We start from the raw sequence: 23,261 nt of genomic DNA on the forward strand, positions 1-23,261 counted from the left end.
ACTGGATTATTGCTTACCGCCTCTTGCGATAATGTTAATTTACACGTTCAAGCTTAAAGTTAACTTAAATGTCTTTTACTTTAAAAATTCTTAAGTCTTTTTATTTTTCGGACTAAACATGATAAGCTAATAAAAACTTGCAGAGAAATGAGCGTGACCGCATGATTCAAATAATGATCGTAGAAGACGACAAAATTTTATCTGATAATATTAAAGAAATTTGCTTGGACCTAGCCCAAGTAGCAATTACACAAGTCTATAACGGGGATGATGCCCTATATGAAGCCAGTGGGGAAACTTATGACCTGATTATTCTCGACTTAATGCTTCCTGGTATGAATGGTTATCAGATTTTATCGAAACTGAGAGCTGACCATATCAAAACCCCCGTCCTTATCCTAACCGCAAAAGACGGTTTAGAAGACAAAGTCGAGGGCTTTCAATCGGGAGCTGATGATTATTTAACCAAGCCTTTTTACAGGGAAGAATTACTGCTACGGATTCGTGCCCTACTAAGACGGTCATCCTCAAGGCGTCATATTTACCATTCGTTTGCGCAAAAACTACGATTAACAAGAAGTTCAATAGCCACCCCGGTTTACATAATCGACCAGCAAAATATCCCATATAGATTAACGAAAAAAGCCAGCAGGTCATCTAATAGGATGCCTGCTGGCTTTCTTTGTATTATTGTCTGAACAGATGCTAGATTAAACGTTCATGATTTCGTCTTCTTTATCAGAAGCGATTTTCTCAACGTTTTTAATTGCAGCGTTTGTTAAGTCTTGAATGTCACTTTCGTATGAACGTACGTCATCTTCAGTGATTTCTTTTGCCTTTTCAGCTTTTTTCGTTTCATCAATCGCGTCACGACGGATGTTACGGATAGCTACTTTAGCGTCTTCCAAGTCTTTTCCAACTGTTTTACTTAACTCTTTACGACGTTCTTGTGTTAAAGCTGGGATAATCAAACGAATTACAGATCCATCATTTGTAGGTGGAATACCTAAGTCAGATTGTTGTAATGCACGGTCGATATCATTTAAAGAACTTTTATCGTATGGAGAGATTTGTAACATACGAGGCTCTGGAATAGTGATTGTTGCCAATTGACGTAAGTCAGTTGGTACACCGTAGTATTCAACAGTAATGCCGTCTAGTAAAGAAGCATTGGCCACACCAGCACGGATACGTGCAAGCGTACGTGTAAATGCTTCTTCAGATTTCAACATACGGTCTTTTGTTTCTTTTAGTAAATTATCAATAGCCATTGAAATTTCTCCCTTACCCTTCTATTGTAGTACCAATTTCTTCACCAAGGATAACACGGCGGATATTGCCTTCTTCATTTAGGTTGAATACAACTAAAGGAATATTGTTGTCCATGCTTAATGATGAAGCTGTAGTGTCCATTACTTGTAGATTGTTGCTGATGACTTCTAAATGCGATAATTTTTCGTATTTAACAGCAGCGTTGTTCTTACGAGGATCGTCTGAATATACACCGTCTACGCCATTTTTCGCCATTAAAATAACATCTGCTTCAATTTCAGCAGCACGTAGAGAGGCTGTTGTATCTGTTGAGAAGTAAGGATTACCAGTACCCCCAGCAAAAATAACAACACGTCCTTTTTCTAAGTGACGCTCAGCACGACGGCGGATATATGGTTCCGCGATTTGACGCATGTCAATTGAAGTTTGTACGCGAGTTGGCACGCCAATGTTTTCTAAAACATCTTGTAAACCTAGGGCGTTCATGATTGTTGCTAGCATACCCATGTAGTCTGCTTGTGCACGTTCCATACCCATTTCTTCCCCAGTTTTACCACGCCAAATGTTACCGCCACCTACGACGATTGAGATTTGTACGCCTAAACGGTGGACTTCTTTGATTTCTTTAGCAATACCCTTCATTGTTTCTGGATCAATACCGAAACCATTGTTACCAGATAAAGCCTCACCTGAAAGTTTCAAAACAACGCGTTTGTATTTAGGTTCTGTCATTCTATTCTCCTTACTAAAAAGGTTGAGAAAGAAACCTTTCCCAACCTATTTTAAATTCCCTCTTCATTACTTCTCTATTTTAAGCAAATTCAAAAAGTCTATATCGGGATGTTGTTAAATTATTTACCCATTTGAGCAGCAACTTCACTAGCAAAGTCGTCTTGGCGTTTTTCGATACCCTCGCCGACTTCAAAACGGAAGAAACCTTTGATTTCAGCATTGTTTTCTTTTGCAACTTCTGCAACAGTTTTGCTGTCATCTAATAAGTATTTTTGATCAACTAAGCAGATTTCTGCGAAGAATTTACGTAAACGACCAGTAATCATTTTTTCAACGATTTCTTTTGGTTTACCTTCGTTTAATGATTGTTCAGTAAGAACTGCTTTTTCATGTTCGTAAACTTCAGCAGGTACAGATTCTTCGTTTAAGAATTGAGGTTTCATACCACCGATGTGCATAGACACCATGCTAGCAAATTCAGGGCTGTTACCGTCAATTAATGTAAGAACAGAAATACGTCCACCTTGGTGAGAGTATGTACCAAATTCTTGGTCATCTGTTTTTGTTAAAGTTTCAAAGCGACGTAATGAGATTTTTTCTCCGATTACAGCAGCTTTTTCTTTAATGTATGTATCTAAGTCTTTACCTTCAACAGTTACATCAGTTAAAGCAGCTTCTACAGTAGCAGGTTTTTGCTCTAAGATAGCTAATGCAACAGTTTCTAGTAATTCAACGAATTGATCGTTACGTGCAACGAAGTCAGTTTCAGAGTTAACTTCTACAATTACAGCGTCGTTCCCTTTAGCAACAGCTTTAGTTAAACCTTCAGCAGCAACACGGTCAGCTTTCTTAGCAGCTTTAGCGATACCTTTTTCACGTAGGAAGTCGATAGCTTTGTCCATATCTCCGTCAACTTCAACTAAGGCTTTCTTAGCATCCATCATACCTACACCAGTGCGGTCGCGTAATTCTTTAACTTGTTTTGCAGTAATTGCCATTTAAAATTTTCCTCCTAATTGCATGCATTCTTTAAAAAAAGGCTATCTTAACTAAGAAGGAAAGCCGAATATAGCTTAGACAAACTTAATCAGATAGCCATCTACTGTTTATATTTTACTACTAATTGAAGTAATCTTCAACTAAAGCAATGCTTACTCAGCAACCTCGTCTAAGACTTCGTCACCTTTGAAGTCTTCAACAGTTACATCTTGTTCAGCTTCTTCTTGAGCGCCTTGTTTAGCTTCAAGAATTGCTTCAGCCATACCACCAGTGATCAATTTGATAGCGCGGATAGCGTCATCGTTTGAAGGGATTACGTAATCTACGTCATCTGGATCACAGTTAGTATCAACCATAGCGATAACAGGGATGTTTAATTTGTGTGCTTCTTGGATCGCAATTTTTTCTTTACGAGGGTCAACAACAAACATAACATCTGGAATACGTGGCATATCTTCGATACCGCCTAAGAATTTTTCTAGACGTTCTTTTTCTTTCAATAAGCCAACAACTTCTTTTTTAGGAAGAACGTCAAAAGTACCGTCTACTTCCATTTCTTTAATATTTTTTAAGTGTTTGATACGTTTTTGGATAGTTTCCCAGTTAGTTAAAGTACCACCTAACCAACGGTGATTTACGTAGTATTGACCTGCACGAGTCGCTTCGTCAGCGATTGAATCTTGTGCTTGTTTTTTAGTACCTACGAATAACGCGATACCATCGTTACCTACTAAATCACGCATAGCGTTGTAAGCTTGGTCTACTAACTTAACAGTTTTTTGTAAGTCAATGATGTAAATACCATTACGTTCAGTAAAGATGTATTTATCCATTTTAGGGTTCCAACGACGTGTTTGATGTCCAAAGTGAACACCAGCTTCTAATAATTGTTTCATGCTAATAACTGGCATGTTAAATTCCTCCATTTGGTTTTTATTTTTCCGCCCCTATTTCAAAGACTCGCCACTAGCGAATACTAGCACCACGCGATTCCATCCATAAGGTGTGAAATATGTGTCATTTGACACTCGAATATATTACCATAATCCACCACCCTTTTCAAGCCATTATTTGAAAAAGGGCGAAACAGTCATGGTTGGTATTAATACTTATAAGGCTTGGCTCACACCAAGGATAAATTTCAGGTCATCCAAGCTTAGACTTTGACTACCTGCTTGGTCACCGTCATCAAATAATTGTTCGAATAGGTAGCGCTTCTCTTCTTGAAGTTCAGCAATACGTTGCTCAATTGTCCCTTCAGTAATAAAGCGAACAACTTCAACATCTTTCTTCTGACCAATCCGGTGGGCACGGCCAATAGCTTGCTCTTCAACTGCTGGGTTCCACCATAAATCATATAAGAAGATAGTATCTGCGCCAGTCAAGTTGATCCCTACCCCGCCAGCACGTAATGAAATCAAGAAGACTGATTTATCGCCGGTATTGAATTCGTCTACTTGTTCTTGACGGACTCTTTTATTGGTTTGACCAGTCATCATGTAGTAGTCAATACCCTCTTCAGCTAGGTACTCAGACATCACATCTAACATGCTCGTAAATTGAGAGAATACCAATACTTTACGACCTGATTCGATGGCACGTTTCAACATGACCTTGAAGTATTCGAACTTACCGGATTGACCAGTGTAGTCATTTTTCACTAAACGAGGATGGCAACAAATTTGACGCAATCGTGTAATCCCCGCCAATAATTCCATATGCATATGTCCTGCGTCCGACGAATCGTTGTTTAACTGGTCTTGAATTTTCTTCAGGTAGGCCAGGTAGATGTTCTTTTGTTCAGGGTCCAGCATACTAAATCTATCCGTAACAGTTTTCGTCGGTAATTGTAAGGCCACATCATTCTTGGTACGACGTAGGACGAATGGACTAGCAATTCGGGCAATTTCTCCTACTGATAATTTTTGGAACTCATGCTTATTCGGTAATAATCCGGGCACGATAATCTGCATCAAGGCCCAGAACTCATTCAAGTTATTCTCCATTGGTGTCCCTGATAAACCAATCCGCATCGCCGCCACTTGTTTCTTGACCGATCTATATAAGATGGTGTTGTCATTTTTGATGGCTTGCGCTTCATCCAAGACTAAAATGTCCAGATTCACTTTTTGATAGGCCTCTTGGTCATTTCGGTACGACTGGTAAGAAGTCAACCATATGTCGATAGTATCATCTCGGCGAATCGCCTCCCGTTCATCAATGGTCCCGTCAACTACTGCTACATTTAAGGATGGCGTAAATCGTTTAAATTCATGTGCCCAGTTATATAAAACAGACGCTGGCGCTAATACCAATGATTTTTCATGCGGATTATTTTCGATATAGTCTAGGATGAAGGAAATCGTTTGAACTGTTTTCCCCAGCCCCATCTCATCTGCTAATAGGCCGCCCAATTGGTATTTAGCAAGTCCTCTAAACCATTTCACTGACGTCTCTTGATAGTCAGACAAGGTAGCCTTTAAGCTAGCTGATGGCGTGTAGTCTTTATCTTTAGCTCGTACGATATCGTCGTAGAATTCCTCAAATACTTCATTACCGTCCACCAAGGTTTGGAACCGCAGCGTTTGGAAAATGGGGACCACGTCCCCGTTTTGCCATTCGTTATTAGCTGCAGAGATTTGTTGAAGCATACGTTTCTGTTCGTCGTCCATGGTATTTTGAACGTCGATAATACGACCGTCACGTAAACGAATATATGCTTCATTTTCCATAATGGCGTTTAAAATACGGTCCACTTCAACTGGTTCAACGTCAGATAATTCAAAATCTACTGACAAGAATCGACTCCCGTCACTCGGTGTCATTTTCACAGTTGCATTGACTTTGTTGTCATAGACATTGCGCAGGAATTTACCATATTTAATGTCCCATTGGTCAATGAATAAACGACCGAAATTTTCAATATTGGTCATGACGTCAGTCAAGTTGTCGAAACGTTGGACGAAGGCACCTTTTTCCGAGACAAAGCCTAAAGCTTTCAAGGTGTTTTCAACCGATACTTCGCCCGAAAAGTCTCGGACTAAAATTGTGTTATCATCTGGTAATACTTGATTTTCTGCCTCATCTGATACTAAAAATTGACCGTACTGGTATTCAGGGGTCACGTACAAATCTGTCCCCTCAACATCAAGTGTCACATGCACTTGCAAGTCTTCTTGGTACAAATCAAAGAATTGGTCTAATTGGTCAATTTCACTGTAAGCCATCAGAGTCCGGCCAAATAAACTGATAAAGTAGGTCATTTCTTCTTCTGGCAAGGTGATTTGATAGTCATTCTCCGCAAAGAATCCTTGTAAAAAGCGCAAATCATCATAGAAATTGCTGTCTTGAGTGGTTTCATATAAGGTTTCATCTTGAATCAGTAAACCATATTGCGCCAGCCAATTGACTGATTGATCCCAAGTTAATTGATACAGGTCATTGTCTTTCTTCAGACTAAATACCAGGGCTTTATCATTTGAAAAGGTCGGTTTTATAGCATTACCATCTAATTTAAAGCGGATAGAAATCCGGTTATCCGCAAGATATAAATCTTTCAAGCGATTTAATTCCTCACTCATTAAATAAAAGCGTTGGGTATTTTTTTTATTTTCTGGTGTGTTCATGACTAGTAAAAGCCATTTATTTCGTAAGCTGTATGCATTGGCTAATTCAACTAGCAAGTCATAGGTATCTTGGCCTAGTGTTGAAGGCGATAACCAAATTTCTTCACGGTCACGATTTGGCAAAATATATAAGGTATCTTGGACAACAGCTTGGAAGAAATTATCCATATCTGTCACGTAGTACAGGTTGTTGACACCTACGCGAATTCGTAAGTAAGCAATATCTTCGTAAGAAATAATATAAGGTCTTACTTCATCAAATTGAATTTCTAGTGTCACTTTCACTCGACTAGTTCGCGGCAAACGTTTCACAGGACTGGTTACTTGACGATGACTTAAATAACCTTCAAGGACTTCATTCACTTGTAGTTCTGCTTCATCATCTACTTCTGGATAACGTTTCAATTCTTCATTAAATTGGTGGACGCGCGTCATGCCCATTTCTCTTAAGAAAAGTTCTACTGCAACTGTATGTTCGCAGTAGCCTTTTTTCTGAAAAACTTGGCACTGACAAACATCCTCTTCTTTAGCAGTTCCATCTAAGATCACGGTATACGTGTCATCATCAAGCACTTCTGCACGCCAAACAGTATTTTCTTCATCTGGTACTACTTTAAGCACCCGATTTTCCTTTACCAAAGCACGGCCTTGCTCGATTATCTTACTTGGAATACTCCACTTCATATCATACACCCCAAAATTCTGAATCTGTCGCTCATTAATTAATTCATTATATCAAACTTCTTAAGAAATTCATATGCTAAGCCACAGGATGGGAGTCAGGGCTTAAGGCGAGAAATATTATTATAATTAATAAACTTTCGGCTTTGCTTTCTCCTATCATTGCCTTTAACGCAGTGGGCATGCTAGGGAAACTTTAGCCTCGGCTACTCATAAACTGGGGTAATATCTAAAACTAACTTGTAATTACATACACAACTAAACAGCATTATTCCTTGAATAAATTTTATCCTGCTATTGAAAATATATTCTCTATATGAATAATATTACCAATTGATAAAATGTTAACTTCATAAATCTGAATAGCAATAATCTTTGAATAATATGGCATATTCATCAATTTGATTTACGAACTGATTATCATTTTAAATTATGATTACTGAATCTTTTGCTAGTTATAAAGTCTAACAAAGCTTTCACATGTTTCTGAATCCCATTATAAATAAAAGAGATCTGCTTTTATACAGATCTCTTGTTTTGATTATTTCTCGTCATAGATTTCAGCGCGTTCGATTTCTTTTACTTGAAAATAGGCTGATATCAAGGGAATGACAATCCCTGCAACCATGACCCCAAACAGGTTAAAAGCAATGGTGCACATTAAAGTCACGACTATGGGCAACCAAAAAGGTACTTTTAAATCTTTACCGATGAGTAATGGTTGCAAGATTTCGGTTAATAGTTCGACCCCTAAGTAAATGGCAAAGAGCCACCAACCTACTTGGGTATCCCCCTGCAACCACTCAATCAATATCCAAGGAATAAAGACAACGCCTGCACCAATAACTGGTAGTAAGGCTACTAGACTAATCCCAATAGCCATTAACCAGGCCAAGTGAATGTCTAAGGCCCAAAAACCTACACCGTAGATGATGACGGTTAAGAGTAATAACTTGGCTGCTGCCCCCACATACAATTTAATGTTTTGAATGGTATGCAAGAAAACTTGTTTCCAAAATGTGGCTCTTGTCATCTTATCATCCTCTCTGTAAAAATCTTTTTTCTGCCTTTGTTAAAAGCTTATATTGACGATTTACTATTTGGCTTTTTTAGCGTGCTTAGCTTCACGCTTAGCAACTGAACCGGCTAAATCGTAGGTATAATTTGGATCTAAAAAACGGTCGTTTTCGATGAAAGCATCTTTTATGGCTTGATTAATTGCCTTATTGTCTTCATCGGTTAATCGTTTAACATCCGGCAATTGAATAGGTTTGCCGACACGCACTTTGGCACGGTTGGCCTTTTTCCAAGTGAATAAGTCACGGATACCAATGGGCCCTTGGTAGGTAACGGGCAAGATTTCTGCCTTACCCATCTTAGCCATTGAAACGGCACCGTCTTTGATTTCATCTGAATAACGAGAGCCAGTTGGGAAAAGCCCAACATATTTCTCGCCTTCTTTGATGGTTCGAACGGCTTGTTTAATGGTTGAAGCGCTAGGATTTTCACGGTCAACTGGAATGATGTTGATGGTTGTGAAGAACCAGGCTAAAAATTTATTGGCTAATAATTCTTTCTTCGCCATAAAGGCTATTTGCTTAGGACGTAATGCCATGGCAATAAAGATTGGATCAAGGATTGAACGGTGAGGGCCAACTACTAGGTAATTGGCTTCTGGATCGAAGGCCTCATCAATATCAATCTTGGTTGGACCATTAATTAACTGGATAAACCAGGATATTAAAGTCAGTAAAATATTATAAATCATCGGTTTCCCCTTCATCTATATCTTGATGTGCATCCGAATAGGTCTGCAACTGATACATATTATAATATGTGCCACCTTGTGCAATCAAGTCGTCATGGTTTCCGTGCTCGATGATGTGGCCATTTTTAAGGACAATAATTTGGTCTGCATCTTTAATTGTTGATAAACGATGGGCGATGATAATGGTTGTCCGACCTATGCGCATATTAGCTAAACCAGATTGGATTTTCTGCTCTGTTTCGGTATCGATATTGGCTGTCGCTTCGTCTAATACCAAGATTTTAGGTTCTCGTAAGATTGACCGGGCAAATGATAACAATTGTTTTTGCCCTGTCGAGAATGCAGCCCCGCCTTCAATTACTTTGGCGTGATAGCCGTCATCTAATGATTCAATAAAGTCATCAGCTTTGACGAATTGGGCTGCAGCTTTGACCATATCATCAGAATAGTCTCCGTGCAGACGGATATTTTCAGCGATATCCCCGTAGAACATGAAAGAATCTTGTAAGACTAAGCCGATATCTTCTCTCAGTTGCTTTAGCGGGATATCTTTAATAGATTGGCCGTCAATTAAAATGTCCCCTTGATTGAATTCATAGAACCGCATCAAGACATTGATAATCGACGATTTGCCTGAACCGGTTTGACCAACAAAGGCCACTGTTTGTCCCGGTTTAATATCGATATTGATATTATGTAAGACTTGTTTTTTCTCGTCATATGAAAATGACAAGTCCTTGATTTGAATATGCCCTTCAGACACTTTACCAGCTGCTCCTGGATTAGAAACTGGCGCCATTTCCGGATTGTCTAGCAAGGCCAATACTCGCGATCCAGATACCATCCCATCTTGGAATATTGATAGGGAGTCCATCATTTGACCCATCGGTTGGAAGAAGGATTTCGCGTATGAAGTAAAGGCGTAAACGACCCCGACATTTATGGCTACCCCTTGCAAGTCTTGGAAACCAAAAATATACAAGACAAGCACCAAGGCGATGGCTTCAAGTAAGTTGATTGCTGGCTGTAATAATAAGGCATTCATTTTGAACATGCCTACACGCGCTCTTACATAAGTTTGGTTAACATCATCGAATTCTTGCATTATACGTTTTTGTTGACCATAGTTTTGAATGATATTCATCCCAGAAATAGACTCGCTTAATTTCGCGTTCAAAGTAGATAGCGCTACTCGCATCCGGCCATAAATATAAGTCGATTGACGTTGGTAGATATAAATCAAAATAAACATTACAGGTACAAAGGCCATAAAGACAAGGGCCAAGCCAGCATCTAGGGTAAACATGGCATAAGTAATAGCCACAATATTCAGTAAACCGTCGAAGAATGACAGGAATACTTGCCAAAATTCTTTGATTGTTTCGGTATCGTTAGTCACTCGTGAAACCACTGACCCGTTCGGTGTTTGGTCAAAGTACCGCATACCTAAGTGCACTACTTTTTGGTATACAGTATTTCGCATATTGGCTACTGTTTTTTCTGCCGTCAATTTGAAGGTAAAGTCTCTAAAATAATAAACGGCTACTTTTAATAGGGTTAAGCCAAAATAAAAGGCTGCGACCTGTATCGTCACTTGTAGGGTTGCTGAATTGGTCCCCAACACTTCATCCAAATACCGTTGGATGATAATGGGTAGATAAGCTGAAATGGCTGCAACGATTGCTGTTGCCACAAAGGACAAGGCAAAGGGTAGCCAATACGGTTTACCAAAGCCGATAATTCCTTTGAAGATCCGCACTTGGTCAGCTAGTGAAAACTTTGTTTGACTAGATTTCTCCATCAGAATCACCACCTTCGCTAATTTTTCTTTGTAATTGTTGTTGGTTATAAGTATGGGCATACCATCCGTCTTCAAGGACTAATTTACTATGTTTACCACGTTCAATAATCGTCCCTTTGTCCATGACAATGATTTCTTCTGCATGCATCACTGAAGACAGACGTTGAGCTGCAATAATCGTTGTTTTATTGGCACGTTCTTGCCGTAAATTGGTCAAGATATTTTCTTCTGTTTGCGCGTCTACCGCTGAAAGCGAGTCATCCATGATTAAGTATTCTGGGTCAACCGCTAAGGCACGAGCGATAGCAATCCGTTGTTTTTGCCCTCCTGATAAAGACACCCCACGTTCCCCGACTTCCGTTTGGTAGCCTTCAGGGAATTTCATGATGTCTTCGTGGATATCCGCTACTTTGGCATAGTGAATGACTTCTTCTTCAGATAGGTTTGGATTCCCAAAACGAATGTTTTCTAAAATCGTATTTGAAAACAGGAAATTCGTTTGCGGTACATATCCGATTGCTGAAGATAGTGTATTTAGACTGAAATCTTTGATATCTTTGCCGTCATAGGTAATTTGACCTTCGTATTGGTCATAATCACGCATCAACAACTTGAAGATTGTCGTTTTGCTAGACCCAGTACGACCAACTACACCAAGCATATTGCCCTCTTTCAGGTGAAAACGCGTATCCGATAATTTCGTCCGGCCATCATCTGGGTAGGCAAATTTCTGAACGTCAAAATGGATATCCCCTTGAATCGGCGTTGTAATAGCTTGATCAGCTTCAACGATAGCCGGCTGCTCGTTCAATAATTCAGACACCCGGTCCCACGATGCGTTACCACGCTCAAGCGTATTGACTAGGTGACCGACCGCAATTAAAGGCCAAGCCATCATAGACAAGTAAGAAATGTAGGCAATCAAGTCACCGACTGTTATCCGACCGTTTTGGATAAAGTAAGTCCCAAAGAAGATGGTCAATACATAAGTTAAACCAGTGATAATCTCAATCATTGGCGTGTAAGCCGCATCTGCTTGGTAAACTTTACGGTTCATTTCGACAACCTGGTCTGTTTTTTCAACGAAGTCTTGGTAGTAGTCTTCTTCTTCACCGAACGTTTTGATGACTTTCATCCCAGAAACATTTTCTTGGACTTCGTCATTTAAACTTGAAAAAGCTTCAAGCGATTTACGGAACCGCTTGTTAATGATTCGACCTAGAACACGGGCCACCACAATTAGAAATGGGAATGGCAGAATAGTCACTAGGGTTAATTGCCAGTCGATTAAGACAAACATAGAGAACAAGGTCACGACTGAAATGGAGATAGAATCCGTTAAGGTCAGAATCCCCCCACCAGCAACAAAACGCAAGGCCGCTAAGTCATTTGTGGCATGGGCCATCAAGTCACCCGTCCGATATTTATGGTAAAAGGTAGCGTCCATTTTTGTGAAATGACTAAACAAACGATTACGCATAATTGATTCTAGTAAAGTCGAATTTCCAAAAATAATTGTCCGCCAACCGTAGCGAAGTACATACATAATAATAGCCAATATTAAAATAAGGCCTGTTTGAGTGATTAATAATTGCCCAGTTAAAGAGCCTGCTGACAACTGGTCAACCATATTCCCTACAATTCTAGGGGTCATAGCTGATAGAATCGCACAGGTAACCAATGCCGTTATCCCAAAGGCATAGCTCTTCCACCGCAATTTAAAAAACCAACCCAATTTTTTAAAAATTGAAAACATTTCTTCCCTCCTAAATAAATTCTCACCTATTATCTAACAAATATTGACCAATTGCGAAAATTAACACCCGCATATAGATAAAAAATTTGATTAGACAACGAAACAGCCTCCGTATGCCTTATTAGCTACGGAGGCTATTGTTGATATTAAACGCTTGGTGGCGCTTTAATCTCATCATTTAGATTTTTTGTTCGATTTCTTCATAGATTGTGTGATTTGACGCACACGTTTTTCTGAAGGTTTTTGACCCATTGACATCATCATTGAACGAATCATGTCATCAGAAATTGGTGGATTTTCTTCAAAATAGTTCACCATATATTTACGGGCGATAAAGAATCCCCCAACAGCACCTAAAATAGCTGCGATAATTACGATTAAAATCCAAGCTCCTGTACTTAGCATAGTCTATACACTCCTCTCATACGATTACAAGATAAAATTTTACTAAAGTATTGCCCCTTTTGCAAAGCTTTTCATCAATTATACACCCTTAAATGTCAACTGATGCAATACAGCCTGGAAATTATCAGGAATTGGCGCATCAAAAGCCATGTGTTCACCAGTTACCGGGTGGTCTAATTCTAAGCGGTGGGCATGTAATAATTGGCCATTATCACTGAAGAACCGCTCCTTATATTGTCTTGCGTACAAAGGATCATCCACGATTGGGTGGTTGATAAAATCAGCGTGAACACGGATTTGATGGGTTCTACCTGTTTCCAGTTGGAAGTTGACCAAGGTATAGCCAACGTACCGGTGTTTGACCGTAAAATGCGTAACTGCATGACGACCAGCTTCGTTAGTTTCAAATTTCAACCGATCTTTTTCATGACGGCGGATTGGTGCATCAATGGTCCCGCCCGCTTCAAAAATTTCGCCATAAACTAAACCTGAATAAATTCGTGTCATTTGGTGGTTGGCCACTTGTTCAGTTAGATTTTCAAGGGCTGCTTGTGATTTAGCGACCACTAATAACCCGGTGGTGTCCTTGTCTAATCGATGGACGATACCTGGTCTAAAAGACTCGCGACCAACCGCTAGTTGCGACCCATTTTCCTGTACGTGGTATAACAAACCATTCACTAGGGTATTGGTTGGATGGTTCACGGAAGGATGCACGACCAAATTGACTGGTTTATTGACCACTAAAATGTCATCATCTTCAAATACGATATCTAAAGACATCTTTTCGGCTACTGGTTTAAATTCTTCCGCTTCAGCAGGCGCCGGTTTCTCAACTCCGATTAAATCTCCATTAACCAAGGATTGTGACGCTTTAGCCACCTTGCCGTTTACTGTGACCAATTTGTCTTTGATCCATTTTTTGATTGTAGTCCGGCTTTCGTCTGTAAATTGATTAGTGACGAATTGGTCTAAACGCAAGCCGTCCTCACCCGTATAAGTATAATTAAATACTGTCTTTTCTTCTGTCAAAATGACACTCCTCACTTGTTAGCGGTTCTTTTTTCCAATTGGTCTTCAGGTGTAATAATCATGTAGACAATCATCATAATGACACCAATGGTTAAACAAACATCCGCTACATTAAATATTGGAAAATCCATAAATTCTAATCGAAACATGTCGATCACGTAGTTTAAATGCAGGCGGTCGATAAAGTTACCCAAGGCTCCTGCAATCATAAAGGAAAGACCTATAGCCAGTAGCGGCGAGCCTTTAGCTTCCTTGTGGAGCATATAGACGAGGACTGCCACAACAGCAACAGTAATGATATAAAATAGCCACATTTGCCCTGAGAAAATTCCCCAAGCAGCTCCATCATTTTGGATATAAAAGAAGGAAAGAATGCCTGGTATGAAATCTTGCCCTTCATTGACAGCAAAATTGGCCACTGTCCAATACTTCACGATTTGGTCAATACCAACTAAAATTGCAATTAATAGATAATTCAGTAACATAAATCCTCCTGAGCCGCTCGGCCGATATTGTTTAAATATATTTTACCATTATTCTAGCTTATTTATTGGCTGACTTGGCTTGGCGAATCCCGTCTTTAGCTAATTGGTCAGCTTCCTCATTATATTGATTACCTGTGTGGGCTGCGATTTTCACAAATCCGATAGCTAGATTCTTGGCCTGCTCTTGCATATAGTCCTGATATTCCTTGGTATAATCATTTTTGGCCTGCCAAGATTTTAGGGCCCACTCAGCGATCCCCATATAATCATGGTAAATTACGACATTTTTTGCCCCTGATTTTTGCGCAATTTTAACCGCATGCATCGCAGCGATAATTTCACCGGCTACATTCCGCATTTTAGCTAATCCTTCCGTGTTACGACCACCCTTGTAAGTTTTGATCGTATCCTGAAATAAGACTACACCCCCGTAGCCAAAATAACCAGATTTTTTATCGAAAGAGCCGTCTACATATACGGACATGGTATCGGCATCAACCTGGCCGTTTTTACCGTCTTTAGTTAGCCAGCGGATTTCTTCCCCTTGACTCGTTTTAGACAGCGGCTGCGACCCATTACCCATAAAGGCTTCTGCTTCTTCTAGGCTGGTAAATGACTTATAGACTGCACCCGAAAAGCCCTTAACTTGTTTCTGACACTCAGGCCAAGTCTTGTAAATTCCTGGTGTTTTTCCTTTTTTCACTGCATAAAATTTTGCCATGGTTGGTCAACCACTCGCTTTCTATTCTTGTAAAATGATGATACTACTATATCTATCTGAATTGATTATACTGATTTTCATACTTACTTTCTCAGTTTCTCTACTAATTTTAGCAAAAAAAAGTGAGACCTAAGCCCCACTTCCCTTCACTGGCTTTTGGAATACCACCAGCGTTCATTGTTTTATTATAAGCGGGTGACGAGAATCGAACTCGCGACGATAGCTTGGAAGGCTATGGTTTTACCACTAAACTACACCCGCATGCAAAACTAATACAAGAGATAGTATACCACCTTCTGTATTATTTTTGCAAGTGTTATTAGACAAAAAAAGTTTTTAATGTATCTAAAGATATAATCATTTTCTGTGTAACTGGCCGTTCCCAAATGGTTTCAAGGGCTTGGGCATAAAGATCCATTTGCCCTTCGTAACGGTCGATTAAGGTTTGTTCTTGCTGGCTTTCATTTAGATAAGCAATCCGGTCAGTTTTGAAGTCATACAGGAAGATTTCGTCCTGTAATAAAATAAAACCGTCAATTGTCCCGTGGACCAACAAGTCATCATCTGTTGCCATATCCGTAAAGATTTCTGATCCAGCTACCATTAGGGAGAATGTTTCTTCTCTATATACATCGTCAACTTGTTTCAAAATCAATTGTCCCGCTGCCGTATCGAAGAAGGCTACTAGTTTATCCACTTGAATATGGGCCCAAAGTTTATTGCTTAAAATTTCTAGTTGGCATAGTTCATCAAAGAGCGCTTTAAAGGTCGCTTCACTTGGTTTAGCCCTTAAATTCACCTTCTGCATTAACAAATGGGTCGCTGACCCAATAGCTGTTGGTGTGACAGCTTGTTCTTTGGCCAAGAAACTCGGTTGGTCATAGTCCTCTTCAGTATAACGGAAGGTTTTAGTCAATTTATTTTGATTGTTGACTGACCAAGGTTGCAAGTCGTTGTCACTTGGATCTTGAAGCATCCGTTTCAATTCTGATACTGATTGGAAGGATGTTGTCTTGGTCGCCGATTGATAAGCATAATCTAAGTCGGTAGCTGGTAGCTGAATGACTTGTTTATTAGCTTGGTCACTGGTAGTCATTTTGTCATCTGTAAAAATGGCCGCTAAAAGTTCTGCTTGGTCAACTCGATTGGATTCATCTACCGTCTGTACCCACTTACTACGGCCCGCAAGTGCGTCTTCGCTAGAAACGACTGCAACCCGGAAATTGGTCTTAGTGTTGGCTAGGTAGTCTGGAATATGGACTGATTGGTTAACCTGATCAAAATCGTGGTGGCGCATCAGCGCTGGGCCAATCCAATCAAGTAGACTGTTGGCTTTAATCCGGCCTGATGGCGATAGTTGCTCGTCTTTCATCAAAAGCCCTTGCCACTTGCCAATCGTGGTATCGAAGTTTTTCACCATACCCACTAATACCAGTTGCTGTTCTGCTCGAGTTAAGGCCACGTATAATTTTCGCATTTCTTCAGCCAACATGTCTTTCTTCTCAAAGCGTTTAGCCATCATTTCAAACATATTTGGATAGGTGATGTGGCGTGTTCTATCAGACAATTTCACCCCGATACCGATAGCGTCATTATAAATCACCGGATTCCTTAGATCTTGAGTGTTAAAACGCTTGGAAATGTTATAGACGTAAACGAGCGGAAACTCTAAACCTTTAGAATGATGAATAGTATAGACATGGACCGCAGATCGAGCTTCGTCCCCGTGTTTTGGTGCTTGCAGGTCGTTGTCTTTCTCTTGAATTTTCTCAACAAAGCGGATGAATTGGAAAATCCCCTTAAAGGCTGACGCTTCATAGTTAGACGCCAATTTATAAAAACCATGCAAGTTATTTTGCCGAATCTCACCATTTGGCATCCCACCAACATAATCGAGGAATCCCGTATCTGTATAAATTTGCCAGATTAAAGTCGCCAACGGTTTGTCGCGGGCGATATCCCGCCACGCTAAGTGCCAATCATTCAAAATCCGCAATTTTTCAGCTAGTCTTTCATCTTGCCCTTCATCCATGGCCATATAAGTTTTCATAGCGTCATAATAAGTTGCCTGTTTGTTGGCAATCCGGATTTTCGCTAGGTCTTGCTCATTTAAACCAATAATTGGTGACCGCAAAATAGCCGCCAGTGGAATATCTTGGTAAGGATTATCGATAAATTTTAAGATATTCAACATGACACGGATTTCTGTACGCTGGAAATAGTTCGCCGAATCATCCAACATCAAAGGAATTTTATATTGGGCAAAAACATCCTCTAATTCCGAATGGTTACGTCTAGTTGCTACAAGAATTACTATGTCATTAAAGGTGATGGGTCTATCTGCCTGCAGCTTTTTATCATAAATCATGTGCTGGTTGTTGACCTTGTCCAAAATGGATTGGGCAATCAATTCTGCTTGCATTTTCGTCCCATTTGAGACGTCACCATCTAAACCGTCTAAACCTTCCTGGTCGTAATCGCTAGATTTACCGCCATCTTCCTCCTCGTAAAGGAGGATTTCAGTCTGCATCCTGTCGGTTTCTGGATAGGCGGTAAAGCCCAATTTAAGGGCTGCATCCTCATCATAAGCAATCTGCCCCACTTGTGGATCCATGACTTGGCGGAAGATAAAGTTGGTAAAATCAAGGACATCTGCTCTTGATCGGAAGTTTTCCGCTAAGACAATCCTTTGTCCTCCATTACCATCCGCGAATTGGTTGAATTTATGGATAAATAAACCTGGTTCAGCAAAGCGGAAACGGTAAATCGACTGCTTCACATCTCCTACCATGAACATATTTGGATGTTCTGGATTCCCTGATACAGCTTGTAGAATGGCTTCCTGTAAGGCATTGACATCCTGATACTCATCCACCATGACTTCAGTAAACTTGTCCCGATAGTAAGCCTTAGCCTCATTTATAGTATTGACGTTTTTACTCACACTTCCGCCGTTGCCAGTTTCTGTGTCCGCTAACTGCTTACTTAAAATTTGATAGGTGAAAAGTTCAATATCTGAGAAATCTAAGATTCTTTGGTCAAATTTATGGGCTGTCATTCGTTCAGTAAAGACCTTCTCCACATTTATAATGGCTTGCCCAAGTTTTTTAGCATCTTGAATAAAGAGGCCTTGGTAATGCTCGTCAAAGGTAAAGTAAGGCAAGATATCCTTGTCGAATACGTCCTTAATTGTTTTATCGTGTCGGTCTTTTAACTGAGTTCGTAAATCATTTTGTGCGTCGTTACCATCTTCAAAGTCTTTCTTACTTTTTCGAACTAAAGCAGGGAAAGATGTTGCAATAATTTGTTGGTAGGCATCTTTATAAGAGGCCTTCACATTCGTTTTCAATTGGTCTAAGTAAGCTAACTTTTCTTTCACAGAAATGGCCATTTTTTCAAAACCAACCGCTTCAGCAACCGGCAGGTCTTCAATATACAGTCGTGCAGTATTTTCAAGAGCTTCAATTTCATCTATTAAAGCAGGGACCACATATTCTTGATAAAAATCAGACTCACCGTAGGGGGTATCCTCATCCGGATATTTGGCTACTAATCCATCTAACCAGTCGTTTGGATGGGTATGGACTCGAGACTTGTTGTATAGGTCAAAAATCAGCTGGTCAATCTTGTCATCTTTACGGTCGGAAGCAAAGTGTTTTGCCATACGTAAATAATCTGGATTGCCTTCTGCTAATAAGTCCTCTTTCAAGGCCTCCCAAACATTTTCAAAATGCATCATATTTTCAGTTTCATCGGTTAACAATCGGTAAACTGGGTCTAGATCAATCAAGAAATAATAACGTTGGATGACTTGCTTACAAAAGGCGTCAATGGTTGAAATATTGGCTTGCGGCAATTTGGCGATTTGTTGCAGATAATGTTGACGGCTGTCAGCGTCAGATTCTTCATTGATCATTTCTTGTAAGGCTACTTCCAACCGCTCTTTCATTTCACTAGCCGCTTTTTCGGTAAACGTTACAACTAGTAACTCATCCACCCCATAGCCACGTCGTACCTTCTGCAAGATACGTTGGACAAGGACACTCGTTTTACCAGATCCAGCAGAGGCTGAAACGAGCAGGTTATTCCCTTCTAAATGAATCGCTGCCCATTGGTCGGCTGTATAACGGGCATTAGCTTCTGTTTGTAACGGAATAGTGGTTTGTTTCTGTCTATTCTTCATCGCCTGTCTGGTCCTCCTCTGCTACATTTTCATCTACATGGGCATCTGTCATTAAGGCTTGGAAAAATTCATCCTGATCCATAGACGGATTTGGTCGATATTTATTGGTATAGTCCGTTGCATCAAACATAGATACAGACCGGTAAGGCTCAGTCATGGACGGAATGTACGGATCATCATCAAGCGGATTTAAAGCAATATGTCCAGACACAATTTGTTCTGCTGTAGCCATAATCTTCTCTTCAACAAAGGCTAACAACTTATTCAACTCATCCTTGGTTAAGACTTTGGCAGCTTTAGCGAAATCGCCATCTTTCTTCCGGCTCACCGCATAAACGCTCGACTTCCCACCTGGTTCAAGTCCTTCGCTATGAATATCTTCTAATAGATCATAGTCAGCCCGTACATAACCCGACAGTTTCAAGTCGGCCAAGATTTGATCCGCAATATTTTTGTCAGTTAAATCTGTTTGCTTTTCAATTTTCACTTGAGGTTGAAAAATCCGTTGGTAGAAAGCACCTAGTGGCAAGGCAGTTTGACCTTCTTGATTTAACTGGTCTAAAGCCACCTTCAAATAAGTATAAAGCTGCAATTGGGACCCTACATAAATCTGGTCAAATTTCACATCATGAGCCGATGACTTATAATCCACCACTTGGATGAAGTTTTGTTCCAGGCCATTTTCAACCTGTGACACCGCATCAATCCGGTCGATTTTACCGCGCAAACGAACTTCTTGACCGTTTGCTAAAGTGAAATGGGTAATGGTCTCTTCTTCCTCGTCCTCATTTTGGGTATAGCCAAACCGTTGTTCCGTTTCGATAGTTTTCACATTAACCGCTTGGCGTTGCTTGATCATATTTTCAACCAACAACTGAATGGTCTCTTTCATTGATTCCTGCAAGTAACTATTGCGGTGGTTAACCTTAAAAATCGTGTACTCAGGATAGACATCCGGATCATTTAACTTATCCGTCACTTTCCCTACAATTTCCTTGACCTCGCCATCAGAAAGATTAGCCAAATCAAACTCTCTTTGATTTACTTCCTTGAAAAAATGGTCCAGCATTTCATGGAAGTAGTTCCCTGTTTGTAAGGAATCTAATTGGAAGCTAGGTCGTTCTTTTAATTTCAACCCATATTTCAAATAATAAGAGAAGGGATCTCGATTATAGAGTTCAAGCTGGGACACAGATACGGCCAAAATATCCCCGTATAAGGACCGGGACAATTCTGGCGTAAGTGACAATACCGTATTATGGTAAGTCAAACTAGACTGCAACCATTTAAAAAAACCAGCAGTAGATTGATTGGATACTACCTGGTCATATACAGGCCGCCATATCTGGCTTAAACGTTGTTGACCGTGGGCATCTTGGGCCATGGCTTTCAGTAAATAACGGACTTGTGTGTGACCATTACCTAGTTTCAACAAGGTTTCTTCAGCTGCATGGTCAGACGGTTGCCGTAAATATTTGGTTTGAATATCAAAAGCCTCTGCAATACGGCCAATCATTGGCGACAAGCCTTCAGTATCCGCATCGCCGTTATTCAAGGGATAGGAAATATATAAATGATCTGTGGCAGATAGGAATGCCAAATAAGCTTTATAGGCCTCGTTGTTATTCTTACTATCTGCCGATTGTTTTAAGGCTTGTAAGTCATCTAATTGACTGACCACTAGTTGCCGGTCCTCGTTGGTTAAAAGAGATTTCTCTTCATAGACTACTGGCAAGGCATATTTGGACATACCTAAAAGGAAAGTGATTTTCTTTGCATCAACCTTATTTTCATCAAAAGAGCCAATTGTAACAGAGTCCATTGTTGGTGGCACCATAGCATAGCCCGCATTTTGAAAGGCCAAATCTAAAATCTTAAAGAAGTATTCTAGGTCAAATGCTTCCTCACCAAATAGGAGGACATAGTCGTCCAATATATGGATAAAGGTCTGCCAAGCCTGTTCGTGCTGTCTCGCTTCTTGTAATTGCCCAGTCTCTAAATAGCTGTCTCGCCAATTCATCAAATTGGTTGGAATCCCATTATTGGTTAGGAATTGGTAGAAATATGTAATAGCCGCTTCAGTCGTTTGATCCTTTTTCCAATTGTCAAATAGTGGCGACAAGGCCCCAACAACAAAAGATTTTACCTGGTTCGCGGTTGCTTCGATCGCAATATCACGCTTTGTCCCTATTTTTTCGCCGTCTTCCCCCACTAAAATATAGGACCAGATCCGGTCTTTAGACCACCAAAATTGTCCTTCATAACCATTTCGTAAAACAACATTTTCTGTCAAATCGATCGCATCACGGAATTGAATTTGCTCCTTTTTGGAAGCTGACAATTCATCCGATACTACCTCTACTGAATCAAAAGTTGGATCATTCCAATGGGTCAAGTCACCCAAATCAACTGGCATTAATAATTCACTACGCAGTAAATCAAAGACATCTTGATACCGCCAATTACCTTGGTAAACCCGATACAAACTTATCATCAGCCGGTAAAGCGGATGGAGAGCCATATCCTCTTGGAAATTAGTGAAATAAGGAATTTCATTGGCATCAAGAGCCGCCTGTAAAGCGTGTTGATAGGCATCCTCATCTCTAGATAGGATTTGGATGTCCTTGTAGCGGTAATCGGTATTTGGATCTGCCACTAATCGATAAATTTCATTGGCTACTTGGTCAGCTTCCATATAAGTAGACGGTACTTCCCAAATTTCCATGACCTGATTGACTGCCGTTTTAGCAGGATCAGTTTGCGCAATTTGGCCACTTTCAATACGGTTGTCCGTTCTTAGATAATGATCTAAAACTTTAAAACCATCTGCATAACTATTATCCGATTCAGCTACTATGGGATTAGCAAATGGTATCTCTTGCTTTCTAGCAAATTGCATCAATTGATTGTAAGTTTTCCCAGTTACCGTAAATAACTCATACCAGTCCGGCGTCCTAAAATCATAAGGTTGATCTAAATTTAAGACAATTTGCACTTGCGGACAGTTTTCAAGGAAGGCAACAATCGTCTCCAACTCTTGGGCATTAAAATAATCAAAGCCCGTAATGATAATTCTTGTTTTAGACAAGTCTTGGTCCGAAATAGCTTGTCTCAATTGGGCAAAAACGTTTTGGTCTGCCATTGTTAAGCCCGCTAAATACTTTTCGTACTCTCCGTAAATTGCAGCCAGTTCTTTCATTTTCTTCACTTGATTTTGAATCAAGGGCTGGTCACTAGACTCATAGCTAGATAACGAATTTAAAAAGACGTCACTGGTAATTTGACCGTTCACTAACTCTTTAAATAAGTCAGCCAAGGCTTCCACAAAACCAATCTGATCGTATTCACCCCGGTATACCAATAAGTCGTCCTTCATATCCGCTAAAACGCGACCGATAACCATGACATTACCAATATCTGAAACGTCCCCAACTGATTGACTATCTTGTTTCTGCAATAAATACCAAGCTAACCGTTTGAAAGACTGCACTTGTAGTCGCATCATTCCTGCATGTTTATTGTCAGTTGTATGGCCAGCATTCAACTGGACTGCCTTCATTTGACGTAAAACAGACATCTCTAAATCAAATTTCATATTGTCGTCAGTGATAATAAAGACTTGATTTTCGACATCTGCTCTTAGATAAGCATCAATGTCTTCATATACAGATTTCAGGTTATTTTGTGTCGGGGTCTTTAAAATAAACTGTAAATTCATAAGCCCTCCTTTTGTAAAAGCAACTTTTTTTAATTGCTAAATATATAAAAGGAGAAGTTGACACCGGATAGACGCCAACTTC

Annotated in this window: 15 protein-coding genes, 1 tRNA gene and 1 pseudogene; 1 reads left to right on the forward strand and 16 read right to left on the reverse strand. The window is 40.0% G+C overall.

What is annotated here, in order from left to right; genetic code table 11:
* Nucleotides 1–161: 161 nt before the first annotated feature.
* Nucleotides 162–524 (forward strand): annotated as a pseudogene (locus tag ACUW85_RS06220) (response regulator); the annotation flags it as partial.
* 186 nt (nucleotides 525–710) lie between these two features.
* Here ACUW85_RS06220 and frr read toward each other — a convergent pair.
* The 16 genes from frr to ACUW85_RS06300 form a co-directional block, all read right to left on the reverse strand.
* Nucleotides 711–1,271, reverse strand: coding sequence for a ribosome recycling factor (gene frr, locus ACUW85_RS06225; protein WP_016897475.1), 561 nt, complete (start codon nucleotides 1,269–1,271; stop codon nucleotides 711–713).
* Nucleotides 1,272–1,284: 13 nt separating this feature from the next.
* Nucleotides 1,285–2,004: a UMP kinase gene (gene pyrH / locus ACUW85_RS06230; RefSeq protein ID WP_048729212.1), complete on the reverse strand. Its 720-nt coding sequence runs from the start codon at nucleotides 2,002–2,004 to the stop codon at nucleotides 1,285–1,287.
* A gap of 119 nt (nucleotides 2,005–2,123) precedes the next feature.
* Entirely contained in the window at nucleotides 2,124–3,002 is an 879-nt protein-coding gene (gene tsf, locus ACUW85_RS06235; RefSeq protein WP_026465946.1) for a translation elongation factor Ts, read from the reverse strand.
* Between the two features lie 153 nt (nucleotides 3,003–3,155).
* Complete coding sequence (gene rpsB, locus ACUW85_RS06240; protein WP_026465945.1) at nucleotides 3,156–3,914, reverse strand: 30S ribosomal protein S2; 759 nt, start codon at nucleotides 3,912–3,914, stop codon at nucleotides 3,156–3,158.
* A 198-nt stretch (nucleotides 3,915–4,112) separates the two neighbouring features.
* Nucleotides 4,113–7,313, reverse strand: a complete 3,201-nt coding sequence (locus ACUW85_RS06245) for an SNF2-related protein (RefSeq protein WP_149314708.1) — start codon at nucleotides 7,311–7,313, stop codon at nucleotides 4,113–4,115.
* Between the two features lie 538 nt (nucleotides 7,314–7,851).
* Nucleotides 7,852–8,343 (reverse strand): AI-2E family transporter, encoded by a 492-nt coding sequence (locus ACUW85_RS06250; protein ID WP_016897480.1) that lies wholly within the window; start codon nucleotides 8,341–8,343, stop codon nucleotides 7,852–7,854.
* Between the two features lie 63 nt (nucleotides 8,344–8,406).
* On the reverse strand, nucleotides 8,407–9,078 hold the full coding sequence (locus ACUW85_RS06255) for a lysophospholipid acyltransferase family protein (protein ID WP_259345399.1): 672 nt from the start codon (nucleotides 9,076–9,078) through the stop codon (nucleotides 8,407–8,409).
* Entirely contained in the window at nucleotides 9,068–10,879 is a 1,812-nt protein-coding gene (locus ACUW85_RS06260) for an ABC transporter ATP-binding protein (protein WP_182023460.1), read from the reverse strand. Before ACUW85_RS06260 ends, ACUW85_RS06255 begins: the two co-directional genes overlap by 11 nt.
* A complete protein-coding gene (locus tag ACUW85_RS06265) occupies nucleotides 10,866–12,635 on the reverse strand; it encodes an ABC transporter ATP-binding protein (protein WP_182023461.1) in 1,770 nt (589 codons plus the stop codon). The genes ACUW85_RS06260 and ACUW85_RS06265 overlap by 14 nt, the downstream gene beginning before the upstream one ends.
* A 174-nt stretch (nucleotides 12,636–12,809) precedes the next feature.
* Nucleotides 12,810–13,040: a YneF family protein gene (locus tag ACUW85_RS06270; protein ID WP_003141045.1), complete on the reverse strand. Its 231-nt coding sequence runs from the start codon at nucleotides 13,038–13,040 to the stop codon at nucleotides 12,810–12,812.
* A 78-nt stretch (nucleotides 13,041–13,118) separates the two neighbouring features.
* Nucleotides 13,119–14,072, reverse strand: coding sequence for an RluA family pseudouridine synthase (locus ACUW85_RS06275; protein WP_026465939.1), 954 nt, complete (start codon nucleotides 14,070–14,072; stop codon nucleotides 13,119–13,121).
* Between the two features lie 11 nt (nucleotides 14,073–14,083).
* Entirely contained in the window at nucleotides 14,084–14,557 is a 474-nt protein-coding gene (gene lspA / locus ACUW85_RS06280) for a signal peptidase II (RefSeq protein ID WP_182023462.1), read from the reverse strand.
* Nucleotides 14,558–14,615: 58 nt separating this feature from the next.
* Nucleotides 14,616–15,278: a ribonuclease H1 domain-containing protein gene (locus ACUW85_RS06285; RefSeq protein ID WP_182023463.1), complete on the reverse strand. Its 663-nt coding sequence runs from the start codon at nucleotides 15,276–15,278 to the stop codon at nucleotides 14,616–14,618.
* Between the two features lie 190 nt (nucleotides 15,279–15,468).
* A tRNA-Gly gene (locus ACUW85_RS06290) sits at nucleotides 15,469–15,539 on the reverse strand.
* A 58-nt stretch (nucleotides 15,540–15,597) separates the two neighbouring features.
* Nucleotides 15,598–19,461 carry a helicase-exonuclease AddAB subunit AddA gene (addA, locus tag ACUW85_RS06295; RefSeq protein ID WP_182023464.1) on the reverse strand — a complete coding sequence of 1,288 codons (3,864 nt, stop codon included), beginning with the start codon at nucleotides 19,459–19,461 and terminating at the stop codon, nucleotides 15,598–15,600.
* On the reverse strand, nucleotides 19,451–23,179 hold the full coding sequence (locus ACUW85_RS06300) for a PD-(D/E)XK nuclease family protein (RefSeq protein WP_182023465.1): 3,729 nt from the start codon (nucleotides 23,177–23,179) through the stop codon (nucleotides 19,451–19,453). Before ACUW85_RS06300 ends, addA begins: the two co-directional genes overlap by 11 nt.
* Nucleotides 23,180–23,261 lie beyond the last annotated feature (82 nt).

The organism is Aerococcus sp. 150760013-2 (assembly GCF_053627715.1).